At 59.1% G+C, this 23490-nt stretch carries 18 protein-coding genes and 1 riboswitch; all 18 genes read right to left on the minus strand.

All coding sequences use genetic code 11. From position 1 onward, the window contains the following. Window positions 1-184 precede the first annotated feature (184 nt). The 18 genes from ACTRW9_RS02270 to ACTRW9_RS02355 all read right to left on the minus strand — a co-directional run bounded on the left by ACTRW9_RS02270 (window position 185) and on the right by ACTRW9_RS02355 (window position 22676). Window positions 185-3901: a DUF6519 domain-containing protein gene (locus ACTRW9_RS02270; protein WP_442428144.1), complete on the minus strand. Its 3717-nt coding sequence runs from the start codon at window positions 3899-3901 to the stop codon at window positions 185-187. Next, the gene (locus ACTRW9_RS02275; protein WP_442428145.1) at window positions 3898-5514 is read right to left on the minus strand and encodes a phage tail protein; all 1617 of its coding nucleotides are present in this window, start codon (window positions 5512-5514) and stop codon (window positions 3898-3900) included. Before ACTRW9_RS02275 ends, ACTRW9_RS02270 begins: the two co-directional genes overlap by 4 nt. After that, a complete protein-coding gene (locus tag ACTRW9_RS02280) occupies window positions 5511-8870 on the minus strand; it encodes a hypothetical protein (RefSeq protein WP_442428146.1) in 3360 nt (1119 codons plus the stop codon). The genes ACTRW9_RS02275 and ACTRW9_RS02280 overlap by 4 nt, the downstream gene beginning before the upstream one ends. Continuing rightward, the gene (locus ACTRW9_RS02285) at window positions 8867-10090 is read right to left on the minus strand and encodes a hypothetical protein (protein ID WP_442428147.1); all 1224 of its coding nucleotides are present in this window, start codon (window positions 10088-10090) and stop codon (window positions 8867-8869) included. The genes ACTRW9_RS02280 and ACTRW9_RS02285 overlap by 4 nt, the downstream gene beginning before the upstream one ends. An 8-nt stretch (window positions 10091-10098) precedes the next feature. Then, window positions 10099-10488 (minus strand): GPW/gp25 family protein, encoded by a 390-nt coding sequence (locus tag ACTRW9_RS02290; RefSeq protein ID WP_442428148.1) that lies wholly within the window; start codon window positions 10486-10488, stop codon window positions 10099-10101. Window positions 10489-10495: 7 nt separating this feature from the next. Then, window positions 10496-11311, minus strand: a complete 816-nt coding sequence (locus tag ACTRW9_RS02295) for a phage baseplate assembly protein V (RefSeq protein ID WP_442428149.1) — start codon at window positions 11309-11311, stop codon at window positions 10496-10498. Between the two features lie 21 nt (window positions 11312-11332). Beyond that, complete coding sequence (locus ACTRW9_RS02300; RefSeq protein WP_442428150.1) at window positions 11333-12469, minus strand: phage late control D family protein; 1137 nt, start codon at window positions 12467-12469, stop codon at window positions 11333-11335. A gap of 3 nt (window positions 12470-12472) precedes the next feature. Then, window positions 12473-12763, minus strand: a complete 291-nt coding sequence (locus tag ACTRW9_RS02305) for a hypothetical protein (protein ID WP_442428151.1) — start codon at window positions 12761-12763, stop codon at window positions 12473-12475. After that, window positions 12763-13410, minus strand: a complete 648-nt coding sequence (locus ACTRW9_RS02310; RefSeq protein ID WP_442428152.1) for a CIS tube protein — start codon at window positions 13408-13410, stop codon at window positions 12763-12765. Before ACTRW9_RS02310 ends, ACTRW9_RS02305 begins: the two co-directional genes overlap by 1 nt. A gap of 35 nt (window positions 13411-13445) precedes the next feature. Continuing rightward, window positions 13446-13688, minus strand: a complete 243-nt coding sequence (locus ACTRW9_RS02315; RefSeq protein WP_442428153.1) for a hypothetical protein — start codon at window positions 13686-13688, stop codon at window positions 13446-13448. Next, on the minus strand, window positions 13685-15067 hold the full coding sequence (locus tag ACTRW9_RS02320) for an ATP-binding protein (protein ID WP_442428154.1): 1383 nt from the start codon (window positions 15065-15067) through the stop codon (window positions 13685-13687). Before ACTRW9_RS02320 ends, ACTRW9_RS02315 begins: the two co-directional genes overlap by 4 nt. A gap of 25 nt (window positions 15068-15092) precedes the next feature. After that, on the minus strand, window positions 15093-16184 hold the full coding sequence (locus ACTRW9_RS02325; RefSeq protein ID WP_442428155.1) for a DUF4255 domain-containing protein: 1092 nt from the start codon (window positions 16182-16184) through the stop codon (window positions 15093-15095). A 3-nt stretch (window positions 16185-16187) separates the two neighbouring features. Beyond that, window positions 16188-17216, minus strand: a complete 1029-nt coding sequence (locus ACTRW9_RS02330) for a hypothetical protein (protein WP_442428156.1) — start codon at window positions 17214-17216, stop codon at window positions 16188-16190. Window positions 17217-17261: 45 nt separating this feature from the next. Continuing rightward, a complete protein-coding gene (locus ACTRW9_RS02335; protein WP_442428157.1) occupies window positions 17262-18065 on the minus strand; it encodes a hypothetical protein in 804 nt (267 codons plus the stop codon). A gap of 10 nt (window positions 18066-18075) precedes the next feature. Next, window positions 18076-18585, minus strand: coding sequence for a phage tail protein (locus ACTRW9_RS02340; protein ID WP_442428158.1), 510 nt, complete (start codon window positions 18583-18585; stop codon window positions 18076-18078). 24 nt (window positions 18586-18609) lie between these two features. Beyond that, entirely contained in the window at window positions 18610-21000 is a 2391-nt protein-coding gene (locus tag ACTRW9_RS02345) for a phage tail sheath family protein (protein ID WP_442428159.1), read from the minus strand. Between the two features lie 66 nt (window positions 21001-21066). Continuing rightward, complete coding sequence (locus ACTRW9_RS02350; RefSeq protein ID WP_442428160.1) at window positions 21067-21324, minus strand: hypothetical protein; 258 nt, start codon at window positions 21322-21324, stop codon at window positions 21067-21069. A gap of 299 nt (window positions 21325-21623) precedes the next feature. Then, window positions 21624-22676, minus strand: a complete 1053-nt coding sequence (locus ACTRW9_RS02355; protein WP_442428161.1) for a sigma-54 interaction domain-containing protein — start codon at window positions 22674-22676, stop codon at window positions 21624-21626. A 482-nt stretch (window positions 22677-23158) separates the two neighbouring features. Continuing rightward, window positions 23159-23343, plus strand: a riboswitch (cobalamin riboswitch). The last annotated feature ends 147 nt before the right edge of the window (window positions 23344-23490 follow it).

Raw genomic sequence — 23490 nt, forward strand, 5'->3', positions numbered from 1 at the left:
GAGCGAGGGCTTGCCGGGTCCAGGACAAAAAAAAGAAGCGGGCCTTCAATAGCCCCGCTTCCAATAGTGTCCTAATTCGCCACTGGGGACTCGAACCCCGGATCGCCGGCTCTTTTATTAATTCCGGATGACCCACCAAATTATCAATGTGGCAAAACGAATTATAGCAAACCATGACCGCCATTCAAGAAATATTGTTCGACTTGATGAAGTCCGGTGCGTTGACCACAATGTTCGCGCCTTCTGCCAGATTGTACTCCGCCACCCACATGTTGCCCGACTCGGATTGCGGCCGGGCGAACACACCGACGCCGGTCCGGCAATGCTGGGTGCGGTTCTGGCGCACCACCACCATGCGGCCCAGGTAACCGAAAATCAGAACGCCCCAGTTGTGGTGAAACGGCTGCGATTTCGTTTTCTTGAACGTGGGGACCTTGATGCGGTTGTTCTCGATCGTCAGGTGACGGCAGTTGCCGACGAAAATTCCGGAGACCCCCACCGCCTGCTCCACAGGTCGGCGCAGGCTCATGACGTTTCCGGAAATGAAAACGGTGCCGCTGTGGTAAACCCGGTTCGGGTTCTTCTGGTTCGCGCTGGTGCCGACGTGAATGCCCTCATTGACGCCTTCCAGCGAATTGTTGTGGATGCGCACCTCCTCCGCCTGGTGCCCGGCGCAGACGATTCCCTGCACGGCAACCGCCGGATTGCTCTCCGTGCGCAATTTTTCCCACCAGGCCTTCGCCTCCGCAAATTTGTCCCGATAGGCCGCATCAACGATCAGCTTTTCCGCCTGCGCGCGCAACGCGCCTTCCAGTTTGGATTCCGTTCTCTTTGCGGAAGGCACATCCTGCAACACCCGCTTCCAGACGTCGGTGGGCAACTCGGAATCAAAACGTGCCTCCAGGCTTCCCACTTTCAATGCCACCTGGTAAGACGTGGTTTCTTTGGATTCCGCAGCCTCGACTTTCGTTTCTCCTGCCAGCATGTTGCGGCGCGCAGCTTTCATTCCCGGACCGTTGTACACATCCATGGTACCCTGCGCTTCGAAGATGGATCTCATGCGGTTGGACTGGGATTTGTAAGACGGCAATTTATCCGGATTATCCACTACATTATTAATCTGTTCTTCAAGGTACGCTTCAAATGACACCTCATCCTTCATGTCTGCGTCCTTGGGTGGATTGTTCTTGAAGTAGGCGGTCCACTGATTTTCCGGAACCGAGGACTTCATGGTCACCTTATAAGTCTTGCCGCCCTGGGCAATGTGAAACGTTTTTTCGTCACCCTTGGAGGCACCGGTCACGCCGGTCTTGTCGATCTTGAAATTCGAGATCAGGCGATTGACCAGCTTGTTCCGTCGCGCCTTGTTGTTCACCAGAGTGTCGAAGGTGAGGTTTTTTGGTTTCGGGACCACACGCAGGACGTTGTCTTCGACCATGGATCGTTTCATGTTGATGAGTAAAATTCCCTGTTGCAGGTGGCCGACGTTGAACTCGCATTCCCGAATGCGCGCGCGGGCGTTTTTCATTTGAGCTGCGGTGGCGGAGTCATCCATGCGCACGGTGACTCCCGTCGCCTTGGTGCGCACTCCCGCAGCGGTCTTGAAAGAAACCCGCTCCGCCTGCACTGGGCCGCAGTTCAACGCATGTAGCAAACCGTTGCGCCCGTGGAGTCCCGTCGACAGCGTTTCACTTTCCAGATGCACGTCTTCGACGATCACGCTTTTGCACCCTTCGAACTCCAAAACCTTCTCGCCCTGGCCCAAAACGATGCGCGTCCCCTTGCCCGCACCGCTGATCTTGATATGGCCTTTGTCCTTCAGTAAAACCGGCTTGTTGATGCGAAACTCGCCGGTACGCAGGCACACGTGCACGTCGGTGATGGCCGGGTCGTTTTGAACCTGGGTTTCGATCACCTGCGCGATGTCGCCATCCGCGGGATCGAGCGACAGGGTGACGCATCCCTGACGCCGCATGAGGCAAAGCGTGTTCAATGCATCCTGTACTGTTTTGTCTTCCTTCAACTCATGGCACAACTGGCTGTCGGTGGGGTCCATCGGCAGGTGCCGCGCGTTGAGTTGGCAGAGCAGGGTTTCCAGCACCTTCGCCACATCCGTGGGTTCACCCGGGTTTTCCGGTTTCCACTTGGGTTCGACCAGGTCCTCCAGGCAGGTCTTGAGACTGGGCTCGGCGCATTCCGGCAGGGTGAACGCGATATCCTCAGCTGTCAGATCGCGGATGCGTTCGCACAGGCGGTTGAGCGCCTGCTGCACCGTCTCCAGGTTTTCATCGCGCGTGAGCAGGCAGTTTTCGGTGTCATCCACATCGAGGGGCAGGTGCGCCGCGTTCATATCGCAAAGCAGCGCGTCGAGCACATCCCTCACCGAGGCCTCGCGGCCGTTCAATCCCGGCCAATCCGCACCCAATTTATTTTGCAGGAACGATTTCAGGTCCGGCGTCCCTTCCGGGTCGTCGCATGCAGGCGTGTAACCGACGTCCTGCGCATCGAGTTCGGACAGACGTGGAAAGGGGAACTTGCGCGGATGTTCTCCATCGGCGCCGGGTCCGTTCCACACCGTGTCCTCGGTCACCACATTGCCATCGACGATTTTCGCCAGCTTCAAATAGTGATGCCGGATTCCCTCGGGCTCCTGAGCGGGCAGAATGACATCGCCCGCCATGTGCACGCGTTCCCGAACCGGCGCGTACCAGAAATCACCGGGGACGAAAACCGCATCGCGTTCGGTGCCGCTTTCATCCTTCACCCGCAATGCAACTTCGAGATCCAGCGCGCTGAGCCCGATCATCAGGGTGTCGTCCACATCCACGTGACCCGGAGCGTCCTCGCCGCTCGCGGTGGAAAGCGGAGAGATGCGGTCGGCACCTTCCACCGTCCAGTTCTGTGACGGGTTGGATCGGCTGAGCGTGCAGTAGCCATCCCAGCGACGAATCAAAGAGAACGGTTCCTCCTCGCCTTCCGGGGCATTACCCTGCACCAGCGGTCCACGCAACGGATAATCATTGTTTCTCTGCAGAAACACGCCGAGGTGTTTTTCGCTTGCGAACAACGCGTCCGCGCCGCTGAAAAATTCGTACGTCCATTTCCCGTAATCGAGGAACCCGGGCGGATAATCGGTGTCGGCTTCCTGAACTTCGTACTGCTCCGCGCCGTTTTCGCTGGACCATTTGAGCGTCAGGTTCAACAACCGTCCCGCGTTGTTGTATTCGGCGTCATGAACTTCGACACGGAACAGGTAGTTGCCGATTTCCATGTCGAGGTTGACCTCTTCCGCACAGGGATCACAGGGGTCGGGTTCCGTCCGGCCCTGGCGTAGAATGAGAGACAAGGGCGCGTTGCCTTTTTGCGGAAGCGCTTCGATGTCTGCCGCACTCTCCGCCCATTTGATCTGCGCCATGGTTTGCGTGCGCGTGCAGGTGTCCGCCCCCTGCAAAGCGGGGTCGCGCAGTTGACCGTCCTCCAGCGACGTGACCGTCCGGTCCCACACATCCACGTAAAGCCAGTACTCACCGGTGGCAGGGGGGGTGATCAACGCATCGTTGTTCCCCGGTGGCAGGTCGGCCTGCTTGTCGAACTCAAATGACTCCGGCGGAGCTTCGCCCTCCTCCACGCGCGGACGCACCTCGGCGGGAATGCCGTTCACAAACACACGGCCCCAGCGCATGGAATCAACCTCGCGGTCTTTGTCCTTCAGTTCGATCATGCCGCGATCTTTCGGAACACCACTGCCCAGCACGTCGGTCAACGCCTGGTGCAGGCGTTCCTTCACCAGGTCGCTCAACTCGTTCCAGTCGGCGTCGGTGAGCATGCGGCCCTGCTGTTGATACACCCCGGAATACCGGTTCGAAGGCACTCGCGAGTTTCGGGAAATCTGGGTCTTCATGATTCGGTCTCGTCTCCGTTGGTGTCGTTCGGCGGCACCACAAGGAGGCGCGGATCGGGGATCAACGCCGCCTGCATGCCGACCGGAATGTAATCCTGCAACTTGTCCAGCATGGCCTGTCTCTGCCGGACCAGAAACTGATGATGGTACGCACCCATCTCGCCACCCTCCTCCGCCCCTGTTGTGACGGTGTCAGGCGTGGCGGGGTGTAAGACGCCGCATCCGCGCTCACCATAAGAACTGGAGAACAGGTGAACCGTGTCGCGGGTGTTCTTGAATGCGGTCACGCCATCCATCGACTGCCCCGGCTGCAATCGGCTGAACCGGATGCAATGTTTTCCGGGAACGGACGCCGCGGGGATAGTGAATTGAATGGGTTGGATAAAAATGGAGTCACTGGCCTGGAGCTTTCCAACCTTTGCCACCTTCAATACCGTTGTGTATTCCAATTGCACCAGTCCTTTATTTGCGGTGACGTTTTCCAGCAATCCGTCGCGCACGGTGAGCACGGGGTTCACAAGATCTTCCCGTTCACCTGTTAATTCCTTAACCGTACAGCGTTCCATTTCCAGAAACCCATTTTCGATGGTGAGCGTATCGACAAACTGCAGATCGGAAAAACGGTACACGGCAGGTTCGGTCAGGGTGACCGCATCCTCCACCTGCCACACATCCCCGTTGACGCCCTCCACTTCCTTTCGCATAAACTCGATCACTTTATTGCCACCTTCGTAATATTCAGTGACTTCCAGAAAGTCTGCGTGGTCCGCCCACTTGAAGGACTGAACCGGCTTGTCGAAAAATCCCGCAGGCGGCGGATAGTAAAACAACATGCGTTTGGGATGGTAATGCCCGCGTTTCCAGTCGGGCGACCGCATGTCCACGGTGCGCCGCGACACGTCTTCATAAGAATCGGCATGGCAGGGCCCCCCGTGCAGGCTGACCGGGCGCCACGGCACCGGCTGTCCGCTGAATTTGCTCACACGCGCGGCGGGGTTGTGCGCTTCCGTCTGCCGGGCACCGGAAGGATGGCGGAAGTCCACCGTCACCGCGGGCAATGCGGGATGCCGGCTGATGACCTGTGGAAACTTCTGGTAGTGTTCCTCGTCCAAAACGCCGCTGTAGCCGAGAGCGGTGGCGCGCAGACGCGGTTTGTCGATGCGCGGGGTGGTGGCGACGCGTTTCCAGCCTTCCTGCAGCTCGACCTCCATTTGCCCGACCGCTTCCGCCAACAATTCCGCAACCCGCAACGTGCCTTTACGCTGACGCCAACTCACCGCGTTCGCCACTTCCTCACGCCGACCACGCGCGTGCGGCGACACCAGGCGGACATCGAGCAGTTTCGCAAAATAAGGAAGCAACCATTCCTGGCAAGCCAGCCGGTCGGCTTCCAGCGGGTTGTCGGGGAACAGGTCGGCCAGCCTTTGCTCCAGCGTGTGTTGCACCTGATCGAGCAATTCCCCGCAGGCGTCGAGATACAGCCCAAGGTCGCCGTTGTAACGCTCCCGCCGTCCCTGATTCAGGTTGTGGTCGCTGTTGTCGTTGGTGCGGTACACTGCGGGCAACAGATCGAACAGTCGCTGTCCGTTTTCTTTTCGGGTCGTCGTGGTCATACGAGGTATTCCTCCACGCGCAGGGTCAACAGGGTGCTCGCCGCTTCCATGTGCAATACCTGGTTGAGGGCGGGACGGATGACGCGGATGGATCCATCCGCCGCACGCGCCACCTGTCGCACGGTGCTCGTTGCATCTTCCGCGTATACCGGGTCACCCAGTTCGACAGTCGAGTTTTCCACACCTTCCACCGCCTCCACGATCTGGAATACCGCGCTCCGGTAGAGCGGTTCTCCCAGGCGGCGTTGCTTCAGAACCAATGCCTGCTCCAGGGCGTTCCGCACCGACTTCATGACCTGGTCTTTGTCATACTGATCTGTTTTGACGCGCAGGGTGACAGTGAGAGGAAACAATACAGACTCGAAGTGGCTCAACTCAATGCGCACGCCCGGAAGGGTGTGCGACTTGATGAACTCCGAAATGTCCCGTTCCACCTGCGGGGAGCGGATGCCGTTGGCGGGCACCACCACCACTTCGACGCTTTCCTGCCTGCGGTAACCCGTGGTGCGGAACCACGCACGCGCCTGCCACACACTGCTGTGACGCATGGCCAAATGCGAGAAATCGGTTTCCGACACCGCGCGTTCCAATGTCAGCACACTCGACGGCGCGTTGCTGCGGAGCGACTCGATGCTCTCACGTTCGTTGCCCCCGCTCGCCGCTTGTGGTTGGTGAACCTGCTTCAACGCGGGATGCGGTTTGACCGGCTTGACCACCGAACCCGCCGCCTGGTTGCCGTTCGAACCTGTACCCTGGCGAAACCGGATACGCACGTTGTTGGTGCCGGTAGGCAGACGGCGTCCCTTGATGCCGTCACCGAACCCGATCAGTAAATGACCGTCCTCGGTAGTGCGCACGCTGTAATGCGGGTCTTCGGGATGGGAAGCAGTGAGCGTCGCCTGCTGTTGCCAGACCTGATTGCCCACCTTCACCTCCACATCGGCGCGCACGCCGAAGGGATGCGTCGCGTCAGGAACAAAAGTCACGTCGGTCACTTTCAATTCAAAATGCTGGTGCGTGACCGTGGCATTGCCGCTGCCCAGTACGCGTTCGGGTTTGGTCTCCCCGTGCGACCACACACCGACATTGCCGTGCACCTCGGTGCGCCCGACGGTGAACCCCGACGCGGCGACGATGGGAGTATCGAGCGTGAGTTCGTAGAGAGCGGGATCCACTTTTAAAATCGTAGCCGCATGCAACGCCGGGCTTTTGTTTTCGCCCCGCTCCATTTTCAGCATCACCCGCCGCCCCTTGGCCAGGAGTTCGGGAAAAGCACCCGTAGTGCGGGAATCGAGACGGATCGTCGCACCGGAAACGGGGTTCGGATTGGGACCGTACCCGGTCGGCAGGATGACGTCGCGAAACGGACCCCGTACAGCGCGCAGGGGAGCCTGTGCCGGAAACGTGAGGCCGGAATGGTGCGCCGGGGTGAGGCGAAGCGTGAAATGATCCGTAGAATCCTCTTTCTGCAAAACCTGCACCGGGTAAAAACGGGGGCCGCCGCCGATACCGGCATACTCGCCGATCAACCAGTCGCCGATTTCAAAATCGTCTCCGTTGCCGTTGAACGCAAATTCACCTGCCGGCACCGTCTCTACGGTGCCGGCAGGTGAAACGGAATCCATCACCACAAACAGTTCGTTCATCCAGGGGAAGATCAATTCGTAATACTGGTCACCATCTTTAGATTCCACCAGCATGTCGGACCAGGTTTTATTCAACAGATCGAGAGCGTGTTGGAGCGGTCGGTAAATTGCATTGGTATCGATGTAGAGCGCAATGCGGTGATCCACCGGGAATCGAAGTTCGCCGTCACGCTGAATCGACACTGCGTGATACACCTCCGTGCCTTCCGCCGGAAAGATATCTCCCGACAAGCGCACCGATTGCGCATCGGCGTCCAGCACCTTGGCAAACCGCCACTCGCCACCCGCTTCCCACGCCACCACATCATCCACCGACAACCCATTCCCCGAACCGAGACGCAGGACGCCGGGTCCGTTCAGCCACGCCGCACGGCGGAACTTCGGCCGGATGTGGAGCACCGTTTCGGCGATCACCCAGTCGCGCCAGTCCTTCTGGTGCGCCACCGGTTGCAGTTCAACCGCGCGCGTGGTTTCATCGACCGAATCGACTCGAACCACAGCGGCGTAGAATGGCTGGGTATTGGATACAATCAGAGCCCACTGGCCCGCCTCCACGTTCTGCGTTTTGTCCGCGATCCACACCGCCACCGGTTCGGCTACCGCCAAACCTGCCCCGCCCAGTTCCGACAACGTGAGCGCGGTGAACACCGGTTCGTCGAGCGCGATCTGCACGCGGCGCAATTCCTCCTGCAATATCGCCACTACATACTTCGTTTGACCCGACAGCTCCGCCAAGTCCGATTCCTTTGCGTTGACCAGATCGAGCAGTGTGCGGTTCAGGAGGGCCGACCACATTTCCGTATCCAGTTCAAACTGCGTCAGCATGCGGGCTTTGGTGATGAGTTCGCGAAAACGGATTTCATCGTTGTCCACTTCCATCTGCGCCAGCCGCTCCAGCGTCAACGGATACTGTTCGTTATTGGGATCGGGTTCGGGAAACTCCGCGGGGGGATACGCGCGTTGTTTGAGATCCTCGTAATATGCCGGTCCCATGCCCTGCACCGCATCCGCTCGCCGGTCCGAAAGGCGCGCCACCCCGGTGGTACCGAGATCGCGGAAGGTGTCGATGGACACATCCCAGTCCTTGAGCTTCATCGCGTTCAGGACGGAATCGATTTCCAATGCTTCCGCATTTTCGAAGATCACCATCGGATTGGTTTCGGTCGGCTGGTTCTTCACCTGGAATCCGGCAGGCACAACACCGCTTTTGTTTTCCTTCGCAAACAGGATCAGCGTGGTCTGCGCCGAGGCGGGCGGCGCCGGGTGGTAATCCAGAAGGTTCACCAGCCGCCGGACGTTTTCCCATTGCGTCGCCGTTTGCAGATACCCTTCGTTGGCGTACGCGTCGATGTGTTCGGTCAACACGTGAACCGACCGTGCCAGTGCGCGGGTGACCTCCCATCCGTAATCCGGCCGCTGTTCGCGGTATTGCCGCAGGATGCGCTCCTGCCGATCCACGGAGGCTTCGTTTTCTAAAATGGGTTGGCGGCGCGGGAGCAGGTCCCACCGATACTCATCCTCCTGCCCTTCCTGCGGAATGGTCTGCCGGTTGAGGTCCGGCCACCGGTCCTTTTCTCCTGCCGGATCGCGAAACCGTTGCCACAACTGTTCGCGCAGGGTTTCGAGGAACGTGATGGCGTTGCCGTCCACGTAACGAAAACGGCTGAGTCCCGCGCGGTTCCAGCGTGTGAGATCGTGACGCCCACTCATCCCTTGCGCCCTCCATACAACTTCATCGTGTAATACCCACGTTCGGGATGCGCAGCATCGTTGTCGCAGACTGCGATCTGCAACCCGGACAGAATGATGTGGCCGGAAGTGGACTGATCCGGAAAGCCGCCACCCACACGCTTGAACCGGTTGAGGCAGACGTTCTCCACGCCTTCCACCTTCATCACCGCCTGCACCACGTCACTCGCGTGCAGGTCTTCCCCGAAACTCAAACGACCGGGCCGGAAGAATCCCTGCGGTCCGCGGCCCAGCACCTGCTCGACGGCCCGTCGCACCTCCGACTGGAAAAATTCCGGACGCACGGTGATGGAAAACGCCATGCTGATGCCGATGGGCTGGATGTCCTGCAAAATCACCTCCTGCCCGGCCATGCGGTAGGCATCGACAAACCGGTGCAGTAAGGTACGCAAAGTGATGTCCGTCGCCGCTTCGTCAGGCAATCCATCGCGGGTGCGCTGGGTGTGAAAGCGTTGCACCTCACGGCCGAGATCGGTGAACAATTCCTCACCCGGCGGACCGTACAGCAGGTCGCCGATGGAATCGTCGAGCTGGCGGTTGTCCCAGCCGATGACCGCAACGTGAACCACGTTCCACGAGCCCCCCCACTGCGCCCAGGCGTGCGCGCGCAGAACCAGCGGATGCGCTTCCAGCCTAAAGGCGTAGTCTTCCAGCGTCACCATGCGGTGCTGGGTGTGAAGGGAAGGCGGCCCTGCCTGCCGGGCCCATTCCATCAACTGCGGCCGCTCGCGCCAGCTTCTCTCCAGGCTACGGGTTTTGGCCAGTTCGATTTCCTGTGGCGTCATGCCGGTGGTGTCCTGCGGCTCCAGCTTGTCCCATGCCAGCGCCACCGCGTCGTATCCGATGAGTTTCAACAGACGGCGCACCGACTCCGGCCGACGTGCCGTCTCGAGGTAACCTTCGAGGGTGATTCGGTCGAGCGTGTCCGACAGTTGATCGAGCGTGGCCGCGAGCACTTCGACGATCACCACCTCCATGTCGGCGGGAGTCCAGCGCGAACGATCCGGAAAACGCGCCGCCAGTTCCTCCATCATGAACATGCGGAAACCGTCGTAGTCGCGCACCGCCCAGTCGAAGTCGTCCCCCAACGTCGGCAACGGGTCCGGGAGATCCGCTTCGCGCCGGGCGCAGTCCGGGCACCCTTTTTCAAATCTCAGTTCGGATTGTGGAGTGTCGGTCATGACCGGTCCTAAAAACTGACTTCGAATTCCTGCCGTTCTTCATGTCGCACCGCCGTCAGCGTGTAGCTGATGACGATAACGAGTTCGCTGTCCGCGCCGTTCCGCGGTTGCACTTCGATGTTGAGACTGCGCGAATCGACCTCGCCACGCAACGCCTCCGTCAACGAGTGCGTGAGCCGTTTGCGGCTGAGCTCGCGCAGGGCGGAGTTATTCGGTTCGAATACCAATGCACGCAGTCCCGCACCGAACTCCGGACGGAACACCCGTTCGCCGGGGTCGGTGTACAACACCTGCTCGACCTGCTTGCGCACGTGGCGGATTCGGTCGCTGACCTCCACGCCGGATTCGCCGACGCGAAAGGGAAATTTCATATAAGGCGTGTCGCCCATGAATGCCATGATCGCCTCACGTTGTGGTGCTGGTGGTGGATAAAGAACTCATTTCGCCCTGGGGAATGGGAGGTCCCGAAGGCCCCACACCTGTGGGATGCATGTGGGTCGCAAACAAAGAAAGAAACGTCTGCCCCTTGATCAACGGTTCGCCGCCCTGCCCTCCCAGCATCACCTGCGTGCCTTTCACCACCACCTGCTGACCTTCGACGGTGATGCCGGATGAGGCCATCTCGATTTTGTTGCCGTTGGCGTCCTCGACCACGGTTCCACCGCTGTCCATGGTCAGCGTGTTGCCGTTGGCATCTTCCAGCTTCAGACTGTTGTTTTCCGCGTCGAGGGTGATCACGTTCTCTGAGGCATCGGTGAAGGTGATCGATCCCTTCGGATCGATGATCCATTCCGCTTCGCTGGGATGAAACAGGCGGAAGCGTTCTTCCCCTTCCTCGTCGTCGAATTGCAGCACGTGACCCGACGGCGTTTTGAACACACGGGTGGTCGGCTCCGACGGTTCGGCCGCTTCTTCGGGAATGTGCTCCGGTTGTTGCCAGAAGGTTCCCGTCCAGATGGGATTGGAAAGCTCCCCCTCTTCAAACTCCACCCACACCTGCGCGCCCACTTCCGGCACCGCAAACCAGCCCTGGTTCTGCAATCCACCGAACGGAAGGCACGGCAGGGCCCAGCCGGTGACCGCCTCTCCCAGAGCCGAAGGCACGGTGAGCCGCAGTCGGCCGCGTTTGTCCGGATCGTTGTTGTCGTTCACGAATCCGCGATACTTGCCGTAATACTTGTTCTGGATCTGCTTTGTGAGATCGACCAGGCCCTGTTCCATTGATTCGGTTTCCTCTTCAGGTCACAACACGCCCAGCAGGGTGTCCACGCTGGATTCCAGGTTGTCGCCATAGGCGTTGCGCATCAACGTGAACGCCTGCCGGTACCCTTCGTGATTGAACACGTGCCGCACCGTGTCCACGTAATAAGTGCCGTTGTACTTTTCGCCGACACCGTCGATGCCAACCGGACGGCCGACTCGCAGGACGCGTCCATACAGGCTGCCGTCGAGCTCGCCTTCGGCGGTGACTTTCATCGAACGTTCGTTGGCTTTGCGCTGGGCGAGAGTGCGCATCTCCTCCGGCGTCTTGCCACCCTGCCCTTCCATAACCCAGACGAAGTCCGGACCCTGCCCGACACTGCGCGCCGGCTCCAATCCAAGAAGATGCAGATCCGGCTCCACCACTTCGCGCTCGGTCTGGTCGCTGTCTTCCGCCGCCTTATCAAACGCCACCATGTCCGGCTTGTGCCCGTCATCCTGAATGGAAAACCGGTAACAGTGCGTGTCGGCACCCGCGTACACCATCACCGTTTTCTGCGGATCGGATTCCAGCCTCATGGGCCCGAAGTACACCTCGCCGTTTTCGAAGATCAACTCGTAGCCGTTGGCCTCCGCGCGGTCGCGCAGGAACCCCGCATCGGTCTTGTCCTGCAGGACGACGAGGCCGTCGAGTCCCATGCCGCTTTCCATGTGCATGGCGAGGCCCGGATAACCGCGTACGATTTCCTCGACGATCAACCCGTCCGCCGTGGGTTGTTCCGCACCCCACTCCTTGCGCACCTGCGTGCGGTCGAGAAAGATGGAATCGTCCTGGCATTCCAGCTTGACGGTGGTCGTCCCCGCGTCTTCCGGGTAATCGGCCTTGACCTCGCGCACGTATCCACGCATGACTTCTTCCTCGTGTTCGCCGAAGGCGACTTCGATCCAGATGCGCTGCCAGGGAAAAATCTCCGGCGCGTCCTGCACCACCCACTTGCCGAATTCGTCGCGTCGCGTGTCGAAAGTGAGCGTGGCGACAAACGGTTTGTCGCGGCTCGTCTCCACCACCACTTCTTTCAGAAACGGATACAGGTCTTCAATGGGTGTCCGGCCTTCGCCCACCTTCACCATGCATTCCGCCGGACTTCGAAAATCCTGTTCCAGCCAATCGAGCACCATGCGTCACTCCCTCGCGCGGGGGATGAGGATGACGCGTCCCTTGCCGATATCTCCGGACAAATCCTGAGAGAACAGCACTTCCGGATTGGCATCGACGATGCGGTACCAGAGACGGTCGTCGTTGTAATAATGTCGTGCCAGCAAATCCAGCCGGTCGCCTTCCTGAATCACGTGCTCGATGACGCCGGGAACGGAACCGATCGCGCGTGGGCGGTATCCCTGAAACACATACTGTCCGGTTTCATCGGGGACAAACGGCTTGGATTTCAAATAGCGCGAATTCTTGAGGAACATCAGAACAACCCTCCAATGGCGGACGACACCGTGCGCGCGGTGTTGAGTCCCGCCCCGATCACCTGCCGCACTTTTTCCGCTTCGTAAAACGGGTTATTGCCTTCAATGACCTGGAAACTCAACGTCGCCTGTGCGCGGTACGGAACGAGGTTCGGCAGGTGCGCTTTTTCATCGACCTTGACGCTGGTCAGAAACACCGGCAGGACATGCGTGCCCCAGATGAAGAGCAGGACCGACGCGCTGCTATTGCGTTGAAACGCGCGGCCGCCGCCATGCCCCAGACTGGCCAGCACCTGCAGGCCGCCGGGTCCCTGCGCCTTCGGCTCCACCATCGTACGCAGGGTGTCGAGTTCCGGCCCGATGCCGAACGCTTTCGCAATCGGTTCGTCGTCGTTCATGCGGTCGGTGGCGTCGAGCAGGATGTCGATGGAAAACTCCTCCGCCTTCACTTCCACCCCCTGCGACACACGCGGTGTTTCGGTGGGCGTTGCGAAGTCGTACCCGCCCGCCGTGCCGGGAGCGGTCTGTTCCTTCAACGTCACCGCTCGGGTCCGCGACAACGATTCCGGATTGAAATCGAACACCAGCGTCAAAGGCGGAACGCTCAATGCGTATTCCACCAGGATGCCCCGCGTGACGTTGTACATGGCGACTCCTTAAATGATTCCGATCAATGAAAAATTTACCGCAATTGGCGGTACACCGCATCGGCGATGCGCACCGCCAGCGCCGCTTCGCTCTCTCCGGGAATGGCCTGGATCGGCGGCACCGCCAACCGTTCCACCTGGATCGGCCGGTTCCACAGATACGTGGACAACCGGTCCACCACACGCCGCGCCAGCCCCTGTGCGCGGTGTTCGTACCCGGAGGGAAGCGTGAGGCGCACCTGTCCTATTTCGATATTGCGCTTCCCCGGTTCCTTCATACCCCGGCTCCTTGACCGTTGCCGTTACCGTTTCCCTGTGCGGAAACAGTCAGCACCCCACCCGTCTCCGGCAGGTAAGACGCGAGCACGCCGAGGTCCGAGCGCGAACGCGGCGAGGCGTCCTTCGCCATCTCGCGCCACACACCAAGAGCGATGTGGCGGAGCTCAATCGCACTGCCTTCCTCCGCCGCCAGGCACGCGGCATACAATGCAGCGTTGCGAATGCCGCCGCCGGTCAGGTTCACCGCCTGGCCGAGGAATTGCGGATCGACGTCTTCATGCCGTGGCGCGTGCGGCGGCAACAGCCGCTTCCACAACTGCACGCGCGCTTCCTTGTCCGGACGCGGAAAACCGACGACCACGTGAAACCGCCGCACGAACGCGGTGTCCAGATGTTCGTGCAGGTTGGTGGTGAGGATGCACGGCCCGCGGTGTTCCTCGATGCGCGCCAGCAGGTGGCTCACTTCCATGTTGGCGTACCGGTCGCGGGCATCCTTCACCTCGCCGCGTTTTCCGAACAAGCTGTCCGCTTCATCGAACTGCAACACCATCGGGCGGCCGTGGGCTGCGTCGAACAATTGGCTCAGGTTCTTTTCCGTCTCGCCGATGTACTTGCTCACCAGCTTGCCGAGGTCGATTCGGTACAAAGGCCAACCCAGTTCGTGCGCGATGACGGAAGCTGCCAGCGTCTTGCCCGTCCCCGACGGACCGGAGAACAACGCCACCGGACCGCCGCCCATGCGCCCGCCCCATTCTCCCTCCACCGTTTCGCGGTGACGCAACCACATCAGGAACTCGCGCAGGTGTGCGACCTGATTGGCAGGCAACACAAGATCCGTCCACGTCGCCTGCTGGCGCACCGCAATGGCGCCGGGCGGTGGGGGCGGCGGCAGTTGCAGACCGAGAAGCTTTACTGTGAGTCCGGGCGCAGGCTTGACGGGGGAGTAGGGATCGTCGCCCTCGACGCGGATCAACCCTTCGCGCCGTAAAACGCCATCCACGCTCAATGCCATGTGGAACATCGGGATTTCATCGTGATCGAGAACCAGCAGTTCATGAAGCAGGGCGGGCGTGGGATAGGGTTGCGATACGCCGGGCTGCAGCTCCAGGTACTGCCAGCCGAGACGCGGATGCATTTCCGCCGCCAGAACGCAGGCAAGCACATCGTGCTCGAGTTCGTTCAATTCCAATGCGCCCAGCCGCTTCCAGTAGGGATTCGTGCCGCGCCCTGCGTGAACGCGGGCACTGAGTGCCGTCAACCGGCTGAGCAGTTCGCGGTCGAAGTCCTGTCCCTGTCGCCCGGACTTCAACCCCTGCACCAACAGTTCGATGCGTTCCCATTCGTCGGCGAGGGTCGCCACGTCGATTGCGTTTTCCATAGAATCCGTTTGCATTTCCATTACATCAACCTGCGGCTTCATGAATGCTGATCAATAATGGCTGACTGCGCACCGTGAGCACCGCTCCGTCAGACGCACGCGTGTACTGCCGCTGTGCATACACCGCCGCCTGTCCGCGCACTTTTGGCGAAAACTCCGGCGGATCCGCTACCGGCCCGCCTTCCGGATCGAACGGCAAGGCGAAGGCGGCGAGGTCGCCCACATCCGGCGGGTTGTCCGGATCGATCCCTGTCGTCACCGGTTGCACATCTTTTGATGCGCCCTTCGACCGCCAGCCTGACGTGGGGTCCCACACTTCCCACTGCAACGAAACGGTCTCCGCCGTATCGCCCGCAACCCAGATATCCGGCGTGAAGTTTTTGAGCGCGTCGCTGTCGGCTTCGAAACCCAGGCTTTCCACGCAGCGCGGTTGCGATTCTTCGCCAAGCACGAAACACAAGCGTGGCGCCCAGTCCAGGCGGCTCGTATCCACCTCGCCGCCGCGCGCGCCCCAGGCGGCGGACCCCGGCTCGGAGGTCACATCGCCCGCACCTCCCACGCCGGGTGTGACCACGGTGCGAAAATCACCGGTCATCTGCTTTCCGGGACTCCGTTTGGCGGGCACAATGGGACCGAGCGCCATTTCGTAACCGATGGTCGGGCGCAGGCTGACTTCGCTCTGTGTCGCCCACACGTGATTCAGGTCTTCATTGGTCAGGGGCTGGTAGATGGTTTGCAGGCGCACCGACTCGCCGTTCACGTTGACCGTCTCCAGAACCGGGGTCTCGTGAAACAGCCGCATGACATGACCGATGAGTCTTAATTCGAATTCCCCAGCGGAGACGCCGTCGCCGTTGACGTTCGACTCGGTGACGCCGAACGCCGTGACCAGGCAGTGCAGGCGAATCCACCACGGCTCATCCGGTTGCAGGTCGCCTTGAAACCCGGACGGCTCGAACCTATGAAAGAACAGGTTCACGCGGTTCTTTTCTCCTTTCATCGCTTCCGCCGGTGCGCCCATCACCACCTCGACGTTGTCGTCGAGGTCTTTCAACCCGGTGCTCACAAACTCCAGAACCGACTTACAGAGAATGGACAATGAAGACGGAACTTCCACGACTCACACCCTCCTCAAATACAGACGGCTCGACCAGTTGCTGGGGGGGGCGGTGGGTTGGGGTTTCGCCGCTTTTTGCGGGGCCTGCACAACGATGTCGATCTGCCCGATGCGGATGTTGGTCTCCGGCACGCGAGCAGGTTCAGTACGCGGTGAAGGCGGAGTGAACGAGTCCACACGGGGCATCGGCTGCTCATAGTTGTAGGCAGGCGCTTCCGGAACGGACGTTTTTGGGTCGCGCACGGATTTTACTTTCTCACTGCGCATTGAGTCCGGTTCGACCTGCTGGCCATTTTGAAAAAGAACTTCTTCCGCCTTCACCGATTCGCTTGAAGCTTCCTTATAGGAGTACGGCAAAGCCGACTTCCTGCTTTCAGGCGGCTCATCGCCTGTTTCAGGAATTGAATCCGGAACGGGCTTTTCAATCGAAGCAGGTTCCTCGTTTGCAGGATCGATCGACTGGGGTTTGCTTGGATGCGATCCAGGCCATTCCCCGGTCAATTCCGGTTTGCCTGGCATTGAGGACGAAGCTTCTTCGCCCTGCCTCTCGAAAACCGGGTTGGAATCGGTCGGAAAGGATGCTTCATTGCGCGAGTCCGAGGAAACAGGAGTCGATGAAGAGAGTTCCATTTTCTGAGAGCGGAAAGGCGGATCGAGTACAGGGAGCGGCTCATTCGCAAAAGTTGCGGCCTCATTGGGTTCGGCCAATTTCACTTCGCTTTCTTCTCGACCCGGTTCCACATTCGATTCGACTCCGCCCGCATTCACTTCACGAACGGTATCCTGCGTTACCGTCAAAGGGCGTTCGGAATTTTCATGACCGGAAGGCGTAGCTGCAAGGGGTGCTATGGGCTCGTTCGACGAACCGGTTATATCATCTGTGTTGTCTACTTGCATTCCTGTGGAGGTTTCCTGAACTTCACCTGCAGCCAATGAATCCGGACCCTCGCCGTGTAGCATTGGCTGCGGACGCGCGCCGACTGGCTTGGGAGTCGAACGGCTGTCGCGTATGATTTCAGAAAAGTAACCCATCGTCGTTTCCAGGCTGATTCTCGAGCCTGCTCCTCAATCGGCTTTTCAATGCATCATGCCGCGAGCTTCCTCCACCAGCGCCAGGTAGCGGCGCCTGCGGTCCCGCGGCATTTCCATGATGTCGCGCTCGCTCCAGTGGTACGCACTGGCCAGTCGGTGCACCTCACGCAGGAGGCCATGCCGACCGCTTTGCAGGCAGGCGTAAGGATCGATCTCCACCCGCGTTTCGGTTTTGCATTCGGGACATTTCGTCGGCACCCACACCACCAGCTCCGGAGCGACGGACTCGATGGCCGACTCGATCGCGGCAACATCTTCTTCTGAAAACTCCAAGTCAGAAGGATTGTTCTGGCCATCGACCAACAGGCGTTGCAGCAACACCGGCACGGCCCGCGCTTCGTCCTCCAATCCGGCGATGCACTCCTGGTCGGCGCCGGTTGGAACGCGAAAGCGCAATCGACCATACCGCGTAGGCACGGTGACGAATGGGTATCCTTCCCCCGGCGGCTTGATCGGCAACTCCGACGGACTGAGGCGCACATCGAACACCGCTTTGCATGAGGGGCAAAGTGCCGAATGCCATTCCCGTTCCACCTGGAGGTGACAGGCCAGGTGGCGCATGAGGTACTGCCGGTCCGCCACGCTCAATTCACGCACGGACGATTCATCCGCATCGCATCCGCCCACGGATGCCAGCGCCAGCGTGAGTGCGCGCGTGACGCGGCCCGGAACAGACTGCTCCTCCTGAATCGCCTCCTCGAGCACCAGTTCCAGCGCGCCCGTGACTTCACGAAATCGGAAACGGCGATCCAGATCCCCACCGTTCCACACGCCGCCGGGCAAAAACATGATGCCCTCCTTACGATTCCGTCGGCTCGTTCACTGCGGTATCCCGCTCCCACCCTTCGTGCTGAAGCGTGATGCTCTGAATGCCGACCGCGTTCATGCTTCCAGCATCGAGGTCCGGCATGGCCTGGTAATCCGACACCCACGCGCGATGCAGAACGTAGTTGATGGCGACCTGGCCCTGCAGGTTGAGCAGGCTGATGATCACTTCCTTACGGAATTTTTTGAGCGACATGCCGGAGTCGCCCTCGATGTTGTTGATGAGGTTCGCCCATTCCTCGAACACCGGATCGTGCGTCAACCCCTGCTCCAGCGTGACCGGTTCGTAACTGGTGCCGCCGGGCATGATGCGTTCGTGCGACGGGTCGCCCGCCGTACGCCATTTCACGGGTTCGGTTTTCTTTTTCAGGGCCGTCATTTTGCGCATGCCCGCAACGGGCTTGCCGTCGATGATGACGCGGAACTTGAACGTGCGGTACGGATCGTGCCGGTGCGCGTTGACGGGAAACATCGGTGCTGCCATAACCAGCGCCTCCTCTTACGGGGGTTATTGTTGAACTTTCTGCTGAATGCGAACGATGACGAATTCCGCCGGCTTCAACGGCGCAAACCCGACCAGCACGATCACCTGACCGCGGTCGATGTCGCCCTGGGTCATGGTGTCGCCCTTGCCGCAACGGACGAAGTAGGCATCCGACACCTTCGTTCCCTGGAACGCGCCACTGCGGAACATGCCGTTCATGAAGTCGCCGATGTTGCCGCGCAACGACGACCACAGCGGTTCGTCGTTCGGCTCGAATACCGCCCACTGGATGCCGTTGTAAATGCTTTGTTCTATATAGATGGCGGTTCGGCGCACCGGAACGTAGCGCCATTCCGGATTCGCCTTGGTGGACAGGGTCCGGCTTCCCCATATAACGTTGCCGTATCCCGGTTGCTTGCGGAAACAGTTGACGCCGAGCGGGTTCAGCTGATCCTGTTCGCCGTCTTCCACCTGGTACTGCAACCCCGCAAGTCCGTTGATCTGGGCCTCGGTGCCGGCAGGGGCCTTCCACACACCACGCGTTCCGTCGATTTTCGCCCACATGCCGGCGGCAAATCCGCCGGGGCCGACCTTGAGCGTCTTCGGTTCATTGGGTGCGGTGTCCGCGTTGTACAGAGGATTGGGCACTTCCACCCACGGGTAATAAAGAACCGAGTATGTGGAGGTGGGAAGCCCCAGAGCCTGCACCTGCGCGCCCTGCTCCAGTTCCACATCCTTCGGCGGGTCCATGATGAGCACACGGCTCTTGGTGCTTTCGCAATGAGCGAGCGCGTGACTGATCTTCATGTTGCCGAGTTCCTTGTTCCAGTACATGCCGGGAAGCAGGAGGATGCTGACGTCGCGCACCTTGCGCAGGACATTGGTGAAGAACGATCCATAGTCCGGCGCCTCCGGAGCTTCAGCACTGCCGCTCGTCAACTGCTCACCATTGTCGCCGACGCCGGAGGCGGCTTTCGGGATCACCTTCCACGTCCCGTCCTGCAGGGTCCGGCCGGAAAACGCAACCGGGTTGGTCGTGAGTTTCAACAGTGAAGCGAAATTGGTGTTGCCCGCAGGGCTTGCGCCGTTGATGGTGATCGACGACGCTCGCGACGCACTGCTGCCGGAAGTGAAGGTGAACTTGCGCACGGTGTCATCGTATTCGCAGGTGAACTCGGCGAACGACGCGATCTTCGGCTGGTGCTGCTGCACCGCAGTCTGAATGGCCGCAGCGATTTTCACCCGGTTGGAAACATCGTTGTCGGTGAAGTCGATGTCTTCCTTCTTGATGGCGATCTGCGTTTCGCCCTTGCCGTCGAGGTTCATGGTCAGCACCATCTCGGCTTGAAACTGCGTGCGGACGTTTGTCCCCGCCGCCACCGCCCCGCCGGTGTGCGTGGCTTTCTGCGCCGAATCCAGCCGCAGGAATTTAGCCAGGTCGTTGGCCGATTCGTCTCCATCCAGCACCTGCACGGAAGAGAAATCCGCGTCCATGCCGGAAGTCAGTACGAACTTCGAGAGCCCACCGACATCCTTGTACTCGCAGGTGAAGTCGAGATAACCCGTGTAGCCACCGAGATCGCGCACTGCCTTCTGCACGTGCGCCGCCACCACCTTGCCTTCTTTTTCGTTGGTGCTGTTCCAGTCGCCTTCCGCTTCCAGATCCGCTTTCTTGATGGTGATCAGCTTCGGACCACGGCGGTCGATGTCGATACGCATCGACATGCTGTCGGCAACGCTGGTGTTGAAAAAATTAGCGCCCGTGTCCATCTGCCCGCCGGTCAGCGTGGCTTTCTCGTACTGGTTGCTGGCGTGCTCGGGATCGGCGGCGTCGAGAAGACTCACCTTGATCAGCCCGGACACATCGTTGACGCGGGTGAGGATGTAGTCGTCGTCCTGCGAATTCAGCGTGACCCCAGTGAACTCTTCGTCCACCACAAACTTTCCATCACCATCGTGATGACCGACTTCGATGTCGAATCCCGCCTGATCCACGTCCGGTTTTAGAATACGGATGTACAGCTTGTTGCCCCAGGCCCCGACGGAGCTGGCTTCGATCTTTATAACGATTCCGCCGCTGTGCTCTCCCGCCACGTCCTTGAAAGCCGCCACCGAAGTGCCGCCCTTTGCGAGACGGCAGATGTAGGCGTTTTTGCCACCGTTCATGTAAAAGGAACGCACCGCGAGAACCATTGCGTTTTCCTGCTCACCCAGGGCATCGCCCACGGCTTTTTTCTCGATGCCGCCGTAAATTTCCTTGAACTCGTCGAAACTGTGCACCAGTTCCGCCTTGCCCACCGGACCGCGATAGGCCGCGCCGACGAACGCCGCATTGGACGTGGACACACCCTCTATCGGGCGGGACCCGCTGGGGATTTCCTCAACATAAACACCGGGGTGCAGATATGTAGGCATAATAAACCGCTCCTTGCGCTGTAAACGAAATGTTACGGACACGGAAAACCGGTCCGCGCCGGTTTGTCACTTCGCCGGTCTCGGGCCCTCATGCCCCAGGCTGTAAACCCACCTGCCGTCCGGCATCTTTCTTTTTTCCATCACACCTTCCTGGACCAACCGCTCGAGAGCCTGCCCGACCAGCTCCAGCATATTTTCGTAACGTTGCCGCGCCAGCCAGTGCATCACGCCTTCCGGCGTATCCGACGCGCGGGGATGCTTCTCCAAATAACCCTGGATATCCAGGATGATCCTCGAAAGTTCGTTTGCAGAATAGGGATCCACATCAGCCTTCCAGAGTTAACTATGGATGTCAGACAGCAAAGCCCATGCCAGAAAACACAATGAGGAGAGAGCTTGATTTAAAAGGGGTTTGCGAGGACTCAGAATTTTTCTGATGGGATTTTTTTGACCCGCCCGGGGAAGTGAAAAACCAAAACAACTTCTTTCTTATCAATATAATTTTCGCAATGGAACGCAAAACGCCAGGTGGGGCGCAAATGACCCACCGGAGTCACAAAAGAGCAGACCGTTGTCTCAATAATGAAAAAGCTTTGAATGGCATCAAAAATAAAAGGAGAAATTCAGAGCCGGGTTCGGTCGATGCCGTGTTTTTTGAGAAGGCGGGCCAGCGAACGACGCTCCTTGCCGGAACGGCGGGCGGCTTCAGTAATGTTGCCGCCGGTCTCATGAATCAGTGCGCTCAGGTAACGCACTTCGAATTCCTCGATCGCCTGCGCCTTTGCCTCTTGAAACGAAACATGGGTGACGGGACCGGGCGGACTTGTTTCGCCGGAAACGCAACCTGTTTCCACACTGCACGATAGGGGCGCGACGCGAATCTGGTCGCCGTCGGCCAGCAGGCAGGCGCGATGCAGGAAGTTTTCCAATTCGCGGATGTTGCCCGGCCAGGGGTAGGTTCGCATCCATTCCAGCGTTTCGGGATGCAGACTGCGCGTCGGGAGATTGTAACGGGTGCGATAGCGCTCGAGAAAATGGAGGCTCAATGTTTCGATATCGTGTTCACGCTGGCGAAGAGGAGGAAGGACCAGGTCGAGGATGTCCAGGCGGAACAACAAATCCTGACGAAACGAACCTTTTCTCACCAGCGCGTGCAGGTCGCGGTTGCTCGCCGCCATCACCCGCACATCGGCGCGAATGAATTTTTTGCCGCCGAGGGGACGGTAATTCTGGTCCTGCAAAAACCGCAGTAACGTGACCTGCGCCCGCGGCGACAGCGTGTCCACCTCATCGAGAAACAACGTCCCGCCTTCGGCCTGCGCGATGAGTCCCGACTGGTCGCCTTTCGCATCGGTGAACGCGCCGCTGGCGTGACCGAACAATTCGTTTTCCACCAACGTGTCGGGTAGCGCGCCGCAGTTGACGGGAATAAATGGATAGTTCTGCCGCGTACCAAGGTAATGAATGGCTCGGGCCGCCCTTTCCTTACCGGTTCCGGTTTCGCCAAGTACAAGAAGCGGGGCGTCGAACTGCGACAATTTCTGAATCAGGTCGCGGACATGCTGGAACTCGCGGGAATGCCCGATGAGGCCAATTTCATCCAGCGGATCATAAACCAGGGGAGGAGCGGGTGGACGCGAAGGGGACGCGCCGTTTTTACCCGTTGCCAGGGTCATTGCCTGTCCTCCATCACTTTTGATACAGGGAACCAGTTCACAATCAATTCAAGGTTCACTCGGGCAAATAGAGAGGCTTGTTCGGCTTTTCGATCATGAGGTACCCGAAACATACCCCATACACCCAATCCACGTCAACCTTTCCGGTTCCCCTATAAGGACTGCAAGTGATGTTTTCCACAGCCCATACCTTTTTATTTCAATCTATTGAATAGAGGTGAGATGTTTTTATTATTTTTTTTAGACCCCAGGAAAATTTATATTAATCCGAATTGGCTTTATATAAATATCGGAAGGTGGTGAGCTGTTTTTTTGTTTTGATTCCTATTCCAATTTCCCATTTTTTTCCTTAACGATCACTTCTCCTTTTCTTGTTTTTATTTTGTTAAGAAAGCATGCTGTTTTCATTTTGAACTAGGTTCCCAAAGTTTCTTCAAAGGCCAGGCCAGGAATTTTTGTTTGACAATAGTGAGCGATTTGATATTTATGAGCTCACATTCGAATATCTGATTTGTTCAAAAAAGGGAAGACGGTGCGAATCCGTCGCGGGCCCGCCGCTGTATCCGGGGACGAAACCCTCCCACACCACTGTTCCTGCGAATGGGAAGGGGGAGGCGAGTAGATCGATCCGGAAGCCAGAAGACCTTGTTGAACGAACGATTTTCAAACTCTTCGTGGACTGAGAGGTTGAGGGTAGAACGACTATCCCATCCTTTTTTAGGCTGGGATTTTTTTATGCCCGACTTCTCACTGGAAGCAAGGATTCCGGTGGAAGCTTGTTACGTTGCATTCCATTCAAATTTCATTCGCCCTG

This window comes from Nitrospina sp. 32_T5, assembly GCF_052156635.1.
GTDB lineage: Bacteria > Nitrospinota > Nitrospinia > Nitrospinales > Nitrospinaceae > Nitrospina.